Below are 14,344 nucleotides of genomic sequence, written 5' to 3' on the forward strand. Positions count from 1 at the left end.
GGAGAACGTGGTGGCGCGTCGGTATGTTCCGCAGTCGGCGGTGCTGGAGCATTGTTCGGCGTTCATCACCCACGGTGGCATGAACTCGGCCTTGGAAGGACTCGCCCTGCGCATCCCGATGGTCGTGGTGCCCTCGGCCGGGGACCAGATCACGACCGCCCGGCGGCTGTCCGAGCTCGGTGTCGGCGAGGTCCTGAGCCCGGATGCCGGCGTCGCGGATATCCGGGGTGCGGTGACGCGGGTCGTCGGCGACGAACGCGTGCACACCGCGCTGCGGGCGCTGTCCGAACGAGCGCGCGCGACCGGCGGACCTGCTGCGGCGGCCGACGCCCTGGAGGAGGTCGCGACCAGTGGTGCGGTCCGCGCCGTCAGGGGTGCGCGGTGATGGAGCTGCGGAGGAGAACGCTCCTGCAGAGCGCGGTCGTGGCAGGTGCGGTGTCGTCGGTCGGCGGCTGGCCGCTGCGCTCGCCCGCAGCTGCGGCGGCACCGGGCGCGCGGGAAGCGGCGGTGCGCGACGCGGGTCTGGTGTGGCGGTCGTTGCCGGAGGACTGGCGCACCGCGCCGCTGCTGGGCAACGGGACGCTGACCGCCCACGTGCACCGGTCGGCCGATGGCAGGGGGCTGTCCTTCGCCTTCAGCGACGGGCGAGGCCGCTGGCACCAGGTGGTCGGCTCCCTCGACCTGGTCCTCGCGGGCACGCCTACCGACCTGCGGTGGGACCTGGACCTGTGGGACGGCGAGCTCACCGGGAACCTCACCACCACCCGGGGCAGCGTGCAGCTCGGCGTGCTGGCCGAGCGGACCCGCGGCGCGGTCCTCGTGTCGGTGGCCACCAGCGCGGGCGAGGACGCCGCGGGGTGGGTGGACGGCACCGGCGGCGAGTTGTGCTGGCGGGAACGGCGGACGGGCACGCACCGGCTGGTCGCGGTCGCGGGGACCCCCGAGGACCGCGACGCGGTCCTCGCGACCGACCTCGACGAGCTCGTCGCCGAGCACCGCCGGTGGTGGCACGACTTCCACGGGCGCGGGTTCACCTCGGTACCGGACAAGACGGTGCAGCGCTTCCACCTCGCCCAGCTCTACCTGGCGGCGTCCACCACCCGCCGCGGGCACCGGGCCGACGGGCGCACGCACGAACTGCTCACCAGGACCGATCACGCCGATCTCGGCCTCGCGGTGGGGCGGTCCGACGCGCCGGTCCCGCTGCCGGGGGTGGGGTCCAAGGGCGGCCGCGCGCAGAACCTGGTGGTGGCGCGCGACATCCCAGCGGCGTGGTCGGCCTGGCAGCACCTCGGCGACGACGAGCTCCTGCGCGAGTCGGTGCGCCCGGCGCTGCGGCGCGCGGTGGCCTACTACCGGCAGCACCTGGTCGAGGGCGCCGACGGGATGCTGCACCTGCCGGTCACCCACTCCCCGGCGTACGCGGACGTCGCCGACAGCACGCACGACCTCGCCCTGCTGCGCTGGGCCACCCGGCGGCTGCTGCAGGCCGACGAGCACCTGCAGCTGACCGACCCGCGGCACGCGGAATGGGCGGACCTGCTGGAACGCCTGGTTCGGTACCACACCGGCGCATCCGGTGTGCTGGTCGGCGCCGGAACCCCGCTGCACACCTCCCACCCGCACCCGTCGCACCTGGTGTGGCTGCACCCGCTTGCGGAGGGCGATGCCGTGGTGAGCCGCGACGTGGCGGTGCGCAGCCTGGCGCACTGGACGGCAATGCGCGAGGCCTGGCAAGGGCATTCGCACGTCTCGGCCGCGTCGATGTCCGCGCTGATCGGTGATCCGCACGAAGCCCGGGACCACCTCCGCAGCTTCCTCACCGGAGGTGTCGCAGCCGACACCGAGGTGCTCGCGAACACGCTCTACCGGTCGGGTCGGGCCGCCGACCAGGAGGTCGGCGCCGCGGCCAGCGGCGCGCTGCTGGACATGCTCGTGCGCGCCGACGGCGCTCAGGTGGCGCTGTTCCCCGCCGCACCCGGTGACTGGCGCGACGCCTCGGTGGCCTCGCTGCGCCTGCCCGGCGGGCTGGTGGTCGACGCCGACCGCGCCGACGGGTGCACGCGGTGGGTCCGGGTCCGCGGGGGCACCGGACGGCCGGTGCTGCTGCGCCACTCGATCCCCGGCGCGCTCCGCGTCCACGACGGGCGGGGACGTCCCGTGCCGGTGCGGCATCCCGGCCGGGGGGTGGTCGAGCTGCACCCGCGCGACGGTGCGGAAGTCGTCGTCGCCGCACGGGACTTCCACGGCGATCCGGAACCCCGCGACGTTCCCGCCGACGGCGATGGCCACCGGTGGGGACTGCCAGACAGGACCAGGACCGCGTCGGCCTGAGGCCACGCACCGACGGTGAGGGGAACAACGATGTCGCGAACCACTGTGCTGTGCCTGCCGTTCGCCGGTGCTGGCGCGGCGCACTTCCGGCCGTGGGAGGACCGCGCCGGCACCGACCTGCAGATCGCGCCGCTGCAGCTGCCCGGCCGCGAGCGCCGGATCGGCGAGCCGGCGTTCCGGGACGTCGCGCAGGCCGTCGAGGCGCTGCTCCCGGAGGCGCTGGAGCGCGCTGGTTCGGAACCGGTGGTGCTCTTCGGCCACAGCCTCGGGGCGGTGCTGGCCTTCGAGCTCGCCCAACGACTGGCCACCGCGCCGGGGACGTCGCTGCAGAGGCTGTTCGTCAGCGGCTCCCCGGGCCCGTGGACGAAGCGGAGCCGCCGCGCGACCGGGCTGCCCGACGACGAGTTCCTGGCCCGGGTCCAGGAGTTCGCCGGCTACGACCACGCGGCGCTGCGGTTCCCGGAGATGCGGGAGCTGATCCTGCCGACGCTGCGGGCGGACGTGGAGATGCACGAGAACTACGAGCCGAGCGCGCAGGCCCCGCTGCCGGCGCCGATCACCTCCCTCCGCGGCCGCGACGACGAGCTGGTCGACACCGAGCGGGCCGGGGAGTGGTCGAAGGCCACCGCCCGCGAGTTCGACCTGGTGGAGCTGCCCGGCGGGCACATGTACCTGACCGACTCGGTGGACCGGCTGCTGGACCTGATCCGCAACGCGGTCCGCGGGTGAGCGGGCGGCGCGGGGAGTTCGGGATGCGGTTGTCCGGCAAGGTCGCGGTGATCACCGGTGCGGCGCGCGGCATCGGGCGGGCGTGCGCCCTGGCCTTCGCGCGCGAGGGTGCTTCGCTCGTGCTCGCCGACGTGTGCGCGGATCTGCCCGGGGTGCCCTACCCGCTCGGCTCGGCGAGCCAGCTGGCGCACACCGCCCGGCTGTGCCGGGACAGCGGGGTCGCGACCACGACCGCCCAGGTCGACGTCCGGGACGGCGCTGCCGTCCATGCGTTGGCCGAGCAGGCCTTCGACCGGTTCGGCCAGGTCGACGCGGTGGTCAACAACGCGGGCATCGCCGCGCCGTCCGGGAAGCCCGTGCACGAGGTCACCGAGGCGGAGTGGCAGCTGATGCTCGACGTGGACCTGTCCGGTGCCTGGCGGGTGCTCCGCGCGTTCGGCCCGGCGATGGTGCGGCAGCGGTCCGGCAGCGTGATCAACATCAGCTCCACGGCCGGGCTCGTCGGCTACCGGCACTTCGCCGGCTACACCGCGGCCAAGCACGGGCTGATCGGCCTGACCAGGTCCGCGGCGCTGGACTACGCGCCGGTGAAGGTGCGGGTCAACGCGGTGTGCCCGGGTTCGGTCCGCGACGACCCGAAGCTGGAGGGGCGGATGCTCGCCGAGATCGCCCGCTCGCTCGACGTCGCGGTATCCGACCACGAGACCACCTTCGTCCAGGCGCAGCCGACGAACGAGCTGCTCGCGGCCGAGGACGTCGCCGCCGCCGCGGTGTACCTCGCCTCGGACGACGCGCGCCAGGTCACCGGCACCGTGCTGACCGTCGACGGCGGATTCACCGCTCGCTGAGCCCGAGGAGGAACCAGACCGTGTTCGCAGCTCCCGTCCCGGACGCCCTCCGCGCCCGGTGCCACTCGGTGTGCGTCCGGTTCGGCGAACCCGTCCTCGCCGATGTCCTCCGCGACAGGCTGGCCGCAGCGGGCATCGAGGCCCGGTTGTGGGTCGAGCACCCGCCGACCGCGTCCAGCGGTCCCGCGGCGGACCGCTGGCGCGAGGCCGAGCTGGCCCGGCCGGTCGCCGAGAGCGCCGGGCTGCGCCCGGTGCTGCTGGAGTTCGCCGACGGCTCCGCCGAACTCGTGCTGGTGGCGCACCGGTCGCGGTTCGACCGCCGCGAGCTGCGGCAGCTCGCGGCGCACCTGCTCACCGAGGCGCCGGCGAATTCACCTTCGCCGAACCGGCTTCCCGGGGCGATGCGCCTTCCGGCGCAGGAGCCCGTGGAGTGGGGCTTGCCGGACGAACGCGCCGGTGCGCCGGTGGCGAGCTGCGAGCACCCGATCTCCGGTGCTGTCGGTGACGCGGGGACCTGGCTCGCCGCGTTCGCCGTGGTGCTGGCGCGCTGCGAACCGGAACCACCGGTGTTCCCGGTGCTGCCACCGGGTTCCGGCCAGATCGTGCCGCTCCCGGCCGCCGATCTGCTCGGTGCGGGCAGCCTGCAGGACGTGGTGGACGGGTGTCGCAAGTGGACGTCCCAGCCGACCGGGGCCGGTGCGATCACCACGGGCGCGGGCATCCTGCTCGACGACGTGGCGGACGGCTCGTTCGCCCCCGCGATGGCCCGCCCGTGCCTTGCGCCGCCGTTCCCGGTTACGGTCTCGATCGCCCGGGACGCCTCGGGGGCGCCGTGCGTGCGCTGCGACTACCGGACGGCGAGCGCGGCGGCGGCGGTGGTCGAGCGGTTCGCGCGACACCTCGACCGGGTGCACCAGCAGGTCGTCGCGGCACCGTCGACACCGGTCGGTGCGGTGGAGCTGCTCGACGACGCCGAGATCGCACAGCTGCTCGCGCTCGGCCGACCGGACCAGGGCGCCGCCCCGGCCGACAACCGCAGCATGACCGGGGCGTTCGCGGAGATCGCCGCACGACAGCCCGACGCGGTGGCCGTTTCGGACGGCAGCACCCGGCTGACCTACGCCGAGCTGGACGCGGAATCCGACCGCATCGCACGCGGGCTGCGCGCGCTCGGAGTCCGCAGTGGACAGCGCGTCGGGGTGTGCCTGGAGCGGTCCGCGGAACTGGTGGTGACCCTGCTCGGCGTGCTCAAGGCGCGCGGCGCCTACGTCCCGATGGACCCCGCGCATCCGCCGGACCGGCTGAGCTACACCGCAGCGGATGCGGAGCTGGACGTGGTGGTCACGGCGGCCGCCGACTTCCCGGTGCGGGAGGGGCCGGTCCTGCGCACGCCCGAACAGGTGCGGGCGGCCGGTACTGCCTCGGACCTGGCCGCCGATCCGGTCCCGCCCGGCTCACCCGCGTACGTCATCTACACGTCCGGGTCCACCGGCCGCCCCAAGGGCGTGGTGGTGCCGCACCGCTCGGTGGTGAGCCTGATCGGCGCGGTCCGCGAGGAGTTCACGCTCGGCCCGGCCGACGTGTGGAGCCAGTTCCACTCGGCGGCCTTCGACTTCTCCGTCTGGGAGATCTGGGGCTGCCTGCTCACCGGCGGGCACCTGGTCGTCGTGCCGCACTGGGTGTCGCGGACCCCCGAGCAGTTCCGCGACCTGCTCGGCACCGAGCGGGTCACCGTGCTCAGCCAGACGCCTTCGGCGTTCGCCCAGCTGCTGGCCGCGGACCGGGCCGCACCGGGGGAGCTGGCGGTCCGGCTGGTCGTTTTCGGCGGCGAACCGCTCGACGCCCGGATGCTGCTGCCGTGGTTCGACCGGTACCCGGAATCCCGCTGCCGCGCGGTGAACATGTACGGGATCACCGAGACCACGGTTCACGTGACCTGGCAGACCGTGGACCGCGAACTCGCGCTGGCCGGGTCCCGCTCGGTGGGCCCCGCGCTGCCGGGGTGGCAGGTGCAGGTCCTGGACGCCGCAGGTCGGCCGGTGCCACCGGGGGTGGCCGGGGAGATCCACGTCGGCGGGGCGGGGGTGGCGCTGGGCTACCACGGCCGTCCCGATCTGACCGCGACCCGCTTCGTCGCCGACGCGCACACCGGCGGGCGGTCCTACCGCAGCGGCGACAAGGGGCGGCTCCGGCTGGACGGCTCGCTGGAGCACCTCGGTCGGCTCGACCACCAGGTCAAGGTGCGCGGTTACCGCATCGAGCTGGACGAGATCCGCGCGGTGCTGCTGGAAGATCCCGCGGTCACCGCGGCCGCCGTGGTGGTGGGGCGGTCGAGCTCCGGGGACGCGGCCGCCGACCGGTTGGACGCCTACGTCGTGGTGACCGGGGCGGGGGAGACCTCCGGGATCCGCCGCCGCGCCGCGCGGATGCTGCCGGACTACATGGTGCCCGCCACGGTCACCGCCGTGCCGGAGCTGCCGCTGACCGCGAACGGGAAGCTGGACCTCGACCGGCTGCCGCGCCCCGGGACGGCGGCCGCCGGGCGGGAGCGCACCGGGCAGCCGGTGGGCGAGCTCGCCGAGGGAATGCTGGCGGTGTGGCGGGAGGTCTTCGACGCACCGGTGTCGGTCGACGACGACTTCTTCGAGCTCGGCGGGAACTCGCTGCTGGCGGTGCGGATCGCGACCGCGATGGACGAGCGGGGACTGCCCCGGCTGCCGCTGCGGGACTTCTACCTGCGGCCCACCGTGCGGGAGCTGGCCGAGGCGATCGGCGACGCGGCCGAGGCCTGACCTGCGGTCACAGCGGCCTGCGGTAGCCGCGCACCGCCAGCCCGATGCACACCGCGCACAGGGCGCCGCTGGTGGCCAGCGCGAGCACCACCTCGAGCCCCAGCGGCTGCCCCAGCGCGAGCCGGCGCGAGGCGTTGACCGCGTAGGTCAGCGGGTTGACCACGGCCAGCGGGCGCAGCCAGTCCGGGAGCATGTCCAGCGGGACGAACGCGCTGGAGACGAAGATCAGCGGGAACATCGCCAGGAACCCGATGTTCTGCATGATCTCCTCCTTGCGGACCCAGCTGGCCAGCGCGAGGAAGACCCAGGTCAGCGCCCAGCTGACCAGCAGCGCCAGCAGCAGCGAACCGAGCACGCCGACGATGCCGCCCGCCGGGGCGAAGCCGAACAGCAGCCAGGCCACCACGAGCAGCACGACCAGCTGGAAGGCGCTGCGAGCCAGGTCGGCCACGCTGCGTCCGAACAGGACGGAGCTCGGGTTGACCGGCAGCGCGCGCAGCCGGGCCACCACGCCGTTGCGGATGTCGGCGATGAGGCCGATGCCGGACTGGATCCCGGCGCCGAGGCTGGTGGTGATCAGGATCGCCGGCATCAGGTAGTTGATGTAGTTGCCCCCGGCCGGGGCGGCCATGACCTGCCCGAAGACCTGGCCGAACAGCACCAGCATGATCAGCGGCTGGAGCATGCTGAACACCAGGATCCGGGGGTCGGTCAGCAGTGCGCGCAGCGATCGCTGCGCCAGCAGGAAGACCTGGGCGGGGAAGGCGGCGCCGCGCCAGCGGCGGTGCGGCAGGTCTGGCTCGGCGGTCATCGGGTGCGCTCCTCGACGTTCGGCGGCTGCACGGCGGTGGCGAGGTAGACGTCGTCGAGGGTGGGTTCGCCGAGCCCGAGCTCGGCCACCTCGACCTGCGCCTCGTCCAGGATCCGCACCACCGCGGCCAGTTCCCGCGATGCGACCACCGCGGCGCTGATCCGGTGCTGCTGCGGGTCGTAGGTCGGGGTGAGCCCGGCGTCGCGCAGGGCCCGCACAGCGCGGTGCTCGTCGGCCGGATCGGCCAGCACCGCGGTGGCGGTGCGCTGCCCGACCTCCGATTTGAGCTGCGCCGGGGTTCCGGCCGCGGCGACCCGGCCGTCGGAGAGCACCACCAGGGAGTCGGCGAGCCGGTCCGCTTCCTGGAGGTACTGGGTGGTCAGCAGCACCGTGGTGCCCTCGCGGACGAGTGTCTCCACCATCTGCCACAGTCCCACCCGGCTGGCCGGGTCCAACCCGGTGGTCGGCTCGTCCAGGAAGAGCACGTCGGGATGCCCGACCAGGCACGCGCACAGGTCGAGTCGGCGCCGCATCCCGCCCGAATAGCCGTGCGCCGGGCGGTGCGCCGCTGCGGTGAGCTGGAACAGCTCCAGGAGTTCGTCGGCGCGGCGGCGGGCATCGCTCTTGCGCGCGCCGAGCAGCCGGGCGACCAGCACCAGGTTGTCCCAACCGGACAGTTGCTCGTCGACGGAGGCGAACTGCCCGGCCAGGCCGATGCGCTGGCGCACCTGGTGGCCCTGCCGGACCACGTCGTACCCGGCGATCCGCGCGGTCCCGCCCGAGGCGGGCAGCAGCGTGCTGAGGATGTGCACCAGGGTGCTCTTGCCGGCCCCGTTGTGACCGAGCAGGCCGAGCACCGAACCGGCCGGGACCTGGAGGCTGACGTCGTCGAGCGCGGTGACCGCCCCGTAGCGCTTGCTGACGTGCTCCGCTTCGATCATGTGCTGCGGCAAGGGATCCCCTGGGGTTGGCGTGGGCGGAGGTCGGGACTAGCTGGCCTGGGGCGGGGTTTCGTCGAAGGTGTCCCCGTTGAGCAGTGCCAGCCCGAGCCGGGTGAGCGAGTGCGAGACGGTGTTGCGGCCGCGGCGGGTGGTGATCAGCCCGGCGTTGCGCAAGACCGTGGTGTGCTGGCTGGCGGCCGCAGCCGAGATCCCCAGGCGCTGTCCCAGCTCGCCGGTGCTGGAGGAGTCGACCAGCGAGTGCAACGCCTCCGCGCGGGTGGCGCCGACCAGGGCCCCCAGGTTCTTCTTGCTGTGGTTGGAGATGCTCCACAGCAGCTTGGCGGACGCCGAGTTGATCGGCACCGGGTAGGTCAGCACCGGTGGCGTGTCCGGGCCGACGCGGTCGAAGGACGGCGTCGCGCGGTGGCCGAAGAACAACGTGGGCTGGTCGACGAGGAACAGCGACGGGACGATGAGCAGTCCGGACGAGTCCAGGATGATCCGCCCGCCCGGGTGGCCGGCGATCTCCAGGTTCGGCGGGTTCCAGGCCATGCTCTGGTGCAGCGAGCTCAGCATGCCCTCGAGGCCACCGGCGAGCAGGTCCTGGCAGCGGGAGGAGCGCTCGGCCTCCAGGAAGGTGCGGATGCGCCGCCAGGGCGGGATGGTCGCCACGCGGCCGAACTGCTGGACGGCGGCGATCTCTTCCGGGCCGCACACGCGGCCCAGCAGCTCCTCGTCCAGGCCCTGCGAGGAGCTGGTGAACAGTTCGGCGGTGATCCGCACGGACTGGACCGCGCTGGTCAGCGAGTGGGCGCGCGGGCCCAGTTGCCCGCGTACGTAGTGGCGCCACGGGTTGAACCGGGCACCGCCCCGGCGGCGCCAGAGCAACCGGGCGGCCAGGAGTGTTTCCGGAACCGGAGAAGTTGGCACCAACATCCGGATTCGCGTTAAGTCCCGGTCCGAGAACTGAATCCGTAGCACTGGCCCCCCCCCCAGCCTGTCATTCGATTGTCGGTGGATCATGCTGTTCGTATAGGTAGAGCGGTTCCGATCGCAATCCGATGATCAGCTGCAGGGGAGAGTATCATCATCATCCATCCGGTGGTGCAACCATTTTAAGGTAAGATGAAATCTGCTGGTAAGAGCCAGCATGAGCGCCACTTGGTGTGGTGCTAGTGGAGTAGTGCGTGGTCCATTCGTCTCTCGTCTCCAGTCGGTGCCGCAATTTACTGGCGAGTTTTTCTGGCGGATATTGCCGCGGTCCGGGGGCGGCGGTTAGTGTCGGCCCCGTTCTCGTTTTGGCGGAAGTGCCCGCCGGGTCGCGCCGCCATTGTCGCGGCGGAGTTGCGGGGAAATGCGCACTGCGCGCAGGCGTATTCCTGGGGCGGGGAACGCGAGAGGGGGGCATTTGCCTTCGGTACGGGTGGGCCTGTGGTTGACCGGGGCCCGAGGTTCGGTGGCGACCACGGCGGTGTGCGGGCTGCTCGCGCTGCGCGCCGGCTTGGTGCGCCCGGTGGGGTGCGTGACCGAGACCCCCGAGTTTCCCGCAGCGCCGCTGCCCGACTGGGGTGAGATCGAGCTCGGCGGGCACGACGTCGTCGACGTCCCGCTGGCGAAGCGGGCCGCGCGGTTGGCCGACGAAGGAGTGCTCCCGCCCCACGTGCTGACCGCGGTCGAGCCGGGGCTGCGCGCGGTGGAGGCGGAGATCCGCCCCGGGTACAGCGCGGTGCGCGACGACCGCACCCAGGCCGCCGCGATCGAGCGGCTGGCCGCCGACGTGCGCGATTTCCAGCTGCGCAACGGGTTGTCGCACGTCGTGGTGATCAACGTGGCCAGCACGGAGAAACCCGTGCCGCTGCTGCCCGAGCATGAGGACCTGGACGCGCTGCGGGCCGCCTTGCACCAGCCCGGGCGGGAGGTGCTGCCGCCGAGCTCGGTCAACGCCGCCGCCGCGCTGACCGCAGGCGCGGCGTACGCGGACTTCACGCCGTCGCCGGGAATCCAGCTGCCCGCGCTGGCGCAGTGGGCGGAGCGCTCCGCAGTGCCCTACGCGGGCCTTGACGGCAAAACCGGGCAGACGCTGCTGCGCACCGCGCTGGCTCCGGTGTTCACCAGCCGCGCGCTGGAGGTGCGCTCCTGGGCGGGCACGAACCTGTTGGGGGGCGGCGACGGTGCGAACCTCGGCGATCCCGAACGGGCAGCGGGAAAGCTGGACTCCAAGCAGCGCGGTCTGGCCGAGCTGCTGGGCGACGCGGTGTCCAGCCCGCTGCACATCGACAACGTCCCGGAGCTCGGCGAGCGCAAGGTGGCCTGGGACCACGTGCTGTTCCGGGGTTTCCTCGGTGCGGAGATGACCCTGCAACTGACCTGGCACGGCTACGACTCCTCGCTGGCCGCGCCGCTGGTGCTGGACCTGGCGCGGTTGCTCGCGGCAGCGCAGGCGGCCGGCCGCACGGGACCGCAGGCGGAACTGGCGTTCTTCTTCAAGGACCCGATCGGGTGCGCGGAGCACCGGCTCGCCGAACAAGCCCGGATGCTCGTCGACTGGGCCGCGGAACTCGGGGGACGGCGATGAACCGCTGGCTCCGGCTGGTCCGCGCACCGGCCGCGCTGACGGTGCTCGGCGACGCCATCGCCGGGGCCGCCGCGTCCGGTGCCCTGTGGCGACCGCGCACGATTCTGCTCCCGCTGTCCTCCGCGGCCTTCTACTGGGCGGGCATGGCGATCAACGACTGGGCGGACCGCGACCTCGACGCCGTGGAACGCCCGGAGCGCCCCATCCCGGCCGGGGAGATCGCACCGAACCGGGCGCTCGCCGCCGGAGCCGGGCTGACCGCCGCGGGCCTGGCGCTGGCTGCGGCGGGCGGCGGCCGGTCCGCCCTGCCCGCGGCGGCCACGCTGGCCGGGTGCATCTGGACCTACGACCTGGTGCTGCGGTCGACCCCGCTGGCACCGCTGGGGATGGCGGCCTGTCGCGGACTCGACGTGCTGCTCGGCGCGAACGGGCCGAACAAGCACGCCGCCCGGGGCACGGCGGGACTCGTCGCCGCGCACGCCTGCAGCGTGACGATCGGGTCGGCCGGGGAGGTGCGCGGTGCAGGGCGCGGGACCGCCGCCGCAACGCTCGGTCTCACCGCTGCGGTGACCGGGGCGGTGACGACCGGTCGCAGGCGCAACCCGGCTGCGACCTTCGCGGCCGTCGGCTACGCGCTCAACGTGGGCGCTCGGCAGGCAGCCGCGCTCGCGACCCCGACGGCAGAGGCGTTCCGCGCCGCGACCGCGGCTGGGATCCACGGCACGATCGCGTTGCAGAGTGCGCTGATCGCGCGATCCGGGGCGCCCAAGCTCGCCGCGGCGGTCGCCGCGCTGCAGGGCCTGGCGTCCCGGTTCGGGAAGAAGGTGCCGGTGACATGAGCGGGTACGCGCTCGGCTACGGCACGAACGGGTTCGCCGACCACTGGTTGCCGGACGCGCTGGAGGTGATCGCCGAACTCGGCTACACCGCGGTGGCGATGACGCTGGACCACCCGCACCTCGACCCGTTCGCGCGGGACCTGGCCGCGCAGGTGGACCGGGTGGCCGCCAAGCTGTCCGACCTGGGGCTGCGCTGCGTGGTGGAGACCGGCGCGCGGTACCTGCTGGACCCGCGGCGCAAGCACCACCCGACGCTGCTGTGCGACGAACCGGGACCGCGGCTGGAACTGCTCACCCGTGCGGTGCGCATCGCCGGTGACCTCGGGGCGGAGTGCACGTCGTTCTGGTCCGGCGCGCGACCGCCCGGAGTGACCCCCGAGACGGCGTGGCACCGGCTGGTGCACGGCGTCGCCGAGGTGCTGGAGGAGGCGGACCGGCGGCGGGTGCGGCTGGGGTTCGAACCGGAACCCGGGATGTTCGTGGAACGGCTGGACGACCTGTTCCGCTTGCGCAGCGAGCTCGGTGAACCGGACCGACTGGGCATCACCCTCGACGTCGGGCACGTCGTGGCGGTGGAGTCCGACGACATCGCCAGCTGCCTGCGGCGGTCGGCCCCGCACCTGGTCAACGTGCAGCTCGACGACATGCGCACCGGTGTGCACGAGCACCTGGAGTTCGGCGCCGGGGAGGTCGACCTGGTCGCGACCCTGGCGACCCTGACCGAGATCGGCTACACCGGGGTGGCCGCGGTCGAACTGCCCCGGCACAGCCACGCGGCACCGGCTGTCGCGGACCGCTCGATGAGCGCGCTGCGCGCCGCCGCGGTGGCCGCCCACCCGTGGGTGCGCGCGGCGGAAGAGCGGATCGGCGCCGACCCCACCGCGATCCGCTCGTTGTTCCCGGCCGCCGGCCGGCACGTCGGGCGCGGCCCGTTGCGCCCGGAGGTGGACCCCTCGGGGCTGGTGCACGGAACGACCGACGACCACGCCCGCACCCGGCTGCTGGCCGTGCTCGCCGAAGCGCGGCCGGACGACCTTGCCGCGGAAGTGGTCGACCTCCACGACTTCGGCGACGGCGCGGAGCGGCGTGGGGTGCTGCGCGGGCTGTCCGCCCTGCCCGGAATCGCCGGAGCGACCCGGCAGCTGCTCGAATCCGCGCTGCGCAGCAACGACCCCCGGCTGGTGGTCGCAGCGCTGTCCGGCCCGGCCGCCGCGGAGCTCGACCAGCACAGCTGGCGGCACGGCGTGCTGAAGTGCCTGTTCTTCGGAGTCCCGCTGGAGGCCGTGGCGGACCTGGAGCGCCGCAGCGACGCCGAGCTGGCGCGAATGGTGGCCGACTACGCCACCGAGCGCCGGGCGGCCGGGCGCTCGGTGCCCGCCGACGTCCACCGGTTCCCGGCCGCGACCACCGGTGCCTGAACGAGACGAGGCGACGTGCGAATCTTCGAACCCCACATCCACATGACCTCCCGGACCACCGACGACTACGAGGCGATGCGCGCGGCGGGCATCCGCGCGGTGGTCGAGCCCGCGTTCTGGCTGGGCCAGCCGCGCACCGGCGTCGCCTCCTTCACCGACTACTTCGACGGCCTGCTCGGCTGGGAGCGGTTCCGCGCCGCCCAGTTCGGCGTGCGGCACCACTGCACGATCGCGCTCAACCCCAAGGAGGCCAACGATCCGCGGTGCACACCGGTGCTCGGCCTGCTGCCGCGCTACCTCGCCAAGGACGGGGTGGTGGCCGTCGGCGAGATCGGCTACGACTCGATGACGCCTGCGGAGGACGAGGCGTTCGCCGCGCAGCTGTCGCTGGCGGTCGAGCACGAGCTGCCCGCCCTGGTGCACACCCCGCACCGGGACAAGGCCCGCGGCACCCGGCGCAGCCTGGACGTGGTGCGCGAGTCCGGCATCGCGCCGGAACACGTGCTCGTCGACCACCTCAACGAAATCACCGTGGCCGAGGTCGCCGATTCCGGTTGCTGGATGGGCTTCTCGCTGTACCCGGACACCAAGATGGACGTCGACCGGATGGTGGTGCTGCTGCAGGAGTACGGCACCGACCGGATGGTGATCAACTCCGCCGCCGACTGGGGCCGCTCCGACCCGCTGCGCACCTGGCGGGCAGCCCGCGCCATGCTCGACGCCGGTTTCGACGAGTCCGAAGTGGACAAGGTGTGCTGGCGCAACCCGGTGGCCTTCTACGGTGCCAGCGGTCGGCTCGTGCTGGACGACCTGCCCGGGGCCGACTGGGGCGCCGAGGAGTTCGCCGGCAACTCCGTGCTGCGCGGTGGCGGGCCCGCCGCGCAGCCGACCGGCCGGGGAGCGGCGCGATGACCGAGCTGCTGTCCTACTGCACCAACGTCCACCCGGCCGAGGACCTGCGCGGGGTGCTGGCCCAGTTCGACCGGTACGCGGTGCCCGTGCGCGAACGGCTGGGCGCGGACCGGCTGGGGCTCGGCCTGTGGCTGGCCGCCGACCT

Annotated in this window: 12 protein-coding genes and 1 pseudogene; 10 read left to right on the plus strand and 3 right to left on the minus strand. The window is 73.5% G+C overall.

The features are described 5' to 3' along the window. The 5 genes from ABT324_RS25530 to ABT324_RS25550 form a co-directional block, all read left to right on the plus strand. Positions 1–385, plus strand: a 385-nt coding sequence (locus ABT324_RS25530; RefSeq protein ID WP_351182601.1) for a nucleotide disphospho-sugar-binding domain-containing protein, incomplete at its 5' end; no start/stop codon positions are given. Continuing rightward, on the plus strand, positions 385–2,334 hold the full coding sequence (locus ABT324_RS25535) for a glycosyl hydrolase family 95 catalytic domain-containing protein (RefSeq protein ID WP_502949794.1): 1,950 nt from the start codon (positions 385–387) through the stop codon (positions 2,332–2,334). The genes ABT324_RS25530 and ABT324_RS25535, both read left to right, overlap by 1 nt. A 30-nt stretch (positions 2,335–2,364) precedes the next feature. Next, complete coding sequence (locus tag ABT324_RS25540; protein ID WP_150068732.1) at positions 2,365–3,063, plus strand: thioesterase II family protein; 699 nt, start codon at positions 2,365–2,367, stop codon at positions 3,061–3,063. Between the two features lie 23 nt (positions 3,064–3,086). Beyond that, positions 3,087–3,911, plus strand: coding sequence for an SDR family oxidoreductase (locus ABT324_RS25545; RefSeq protein ID WP_150068731.1), 825 nt, complete (start codon positions 3,087–3,089; stop codon positions 3,909–3,911). 20 nt (positions 3,912–3,931) lie between these two features. Next, a complete protein-coding gene (locus ABT324_RS25550) occupies positions 3,932–6,703 on the plus strand; it encodes a non-ribosomal peptide synthetase (RefSeq protein ID WP_351182606.1) in 2,772 nt (923 codons plus the stop codon). Between the two features lie 7 nt (positions 6,704–6,710). On the opposite strand, the gene ABT324_RS25555 is transcribed toward ABT324_RS25550, so the two are convergent. Genes ABT324_RS25555 through ABT324_RS25565 form a run of 3 tightly spaced genes read right to left on the minus strand, consistent with a single transcriptional unit; the run spans position 6,711 to position 9,385 of the window. Continuing rightward, positions 6,711–7,514: an ABC transporter permease gene (locus tag ABT324_RS25555; RefSeq protein WP_150068730.1), complete on the minus strand. Its 804-nt coding sequence runs from the start codon at positions 7,512–7,514 to the stop codon at positions 6,711–6,713. After that, the gene (locus ABT324_RS25560; protein ID WP_246155245.1) at positions 7,511–8,467 is read right to left on the minus strand and encodes an ATP-binding cassette domain-containing protein; all 957 of its coding nucleotides are present in this window, start codon (positions 8,465–8,467) and stop codon (positions 7,511–7,513) included. The genes ABT324_RS25555 and ABT324_RS25560 overlap by 4 nt, the downstream gene beginning before the upstream one ends. A 36-nt stretch (positions 8,468–8,503) precedes the next feature. Further along, on the minus strand, positions 8,504–9,385 hold the full coding sequence (locus ABT324_RS25565; RefSeq protein WP_150068729.1) for an ArsR/SmtB family transcription factor: 882 nt from the start codon (positions 9,383–9,385) through the stop codon (positions 8,504–8,506). Positions 9,386–9,884: 499 nt separating this feature from the next. On the opposite strand from ABT324_RS25565, the gene ABT324_RS25570 reads away from it, so the two are divergent. The 5 genes and pseudogenes from ABT324_RS25570 to ABT324_RS25590 all read left to right on the plus strand — a co-directional run. Beyond that, positions 9,885–11,030 carry an inositol-3-phosphate synthase gene (locus ABT324_RS25570; protein WP_351182612.1) on the plus strand — a complete coding sequence of 382 codons (1,146 nt, stop codon included), beginning with the start codon at positions 9,885–9,887 and terminating at the stop codon, positions 11,028–11,030. Beyond that, the gene (locus ABT324_RS25575; RefSeq protein ID WP_350942430.1) at positions 11,027–11,869 is read left to right on the plus strand and encodes an SCO3242 family prenyltransferase; all 843 of its coding nucleotides are present in this window, start codon (positions 11,027–11,029) and stop codon (positions 11,867–11,869) included. The genes ABT324_RS25570 and ABT324_RS25575 overlap by 4 nt, the downstream gene beginning before the upstream one ends. Next, positions 11,866–13,287 carry an EboA domain-containing protein gene (locus ABT324_RS25580; protein ID WP_351182608.1) on the plus strand — a complete coding sequence of 474 codons (1,422 nt, stop codon included), beginning with the start codon at positions 11,866–11,868 and terminating at the stop codon, positions 13,285–13,287. The genes ABT324_RS25575 and ABT324_RS25580 overlap by 4 nt, the downstream gene beginning before the upstream one ends. 15 nt (positions 13,288–13,302) lie before the next feature. Continuing rightward, positions 13,303–14,199, plus strand: a complete 897-nt coding sequence (locus ABT324_RS25585) for a TatD family hydrolase (RefSeq protein WP_351182610.1) — start codon at positions 13,303–13,305, stop codon at positions 14,197–14,199. A gap of 5 nt (positions 14,200–14,204) precedes the next feature. After that, positions 14,205–14,344 (plus strand): annotated as a pseudogene (locus tag ABT324_RS25590) (metabolite traffic protein EboE); the annotation flags it as partial.

Origin of the sequence: Saccharopolyspora sp. NPDC000359 (assembly GCF_040300525.1) — a bacterium.
Taxonomy (GTDB): Bacteria; Actinomycetota; Actinomycetes; order Mycobacteriales; family Pseudonocardiaceae; genus Saccharopolyspora.

Excerpts from the sequence above, each read along its gene's own strand:
- ABT324_RS25535 (WP_502949794.1), top strand. The coding sequence starts at position 385 with ATGGAGCTGCGGAGGAGAACGCTCCTGCAGAGCGCGGTCGTGGCAGGT.
- ABT324_RS25540 (WP_150068732.1), top strand. The coding sequence starts at position 2,365 with ATGTCGCGAACCACTGTGCTGTGCCTGCCGTTCGCCGGTGCTGGCGCG.
- ABT324_RS25545 (WP_150068731.1), top strand. The coding sequence starts at position 3,087 with ATGCGGTTGTCCGGCAAGGTCGCGGTGATCACCGGTGCGGCGCGCGGC.
- ABT324_RS25555 (WP_150068730.1), bottom strand. The coding sequence starts at position 7,514 with ATGACCGCCGAGCCAGACCTGCCGCACCGCCGCTGGCGCGGCGCCGCC.
- ABT324_RS25575 (WP_350942430.1), top strand. The coding sequence starts at position 11,027 with ATGAACCGCTGGCTCCGGCTGGTCCGCGCACCGGCCGCGCTGACGGTG.
- ABT324_RS25580 (WP_351182608.1), top strand. The coding sequence starts at position 11,866 with ATGAGCGGGTACGCGCTCGGCTACGGCACGAACGGGTTCGCCGACCAC.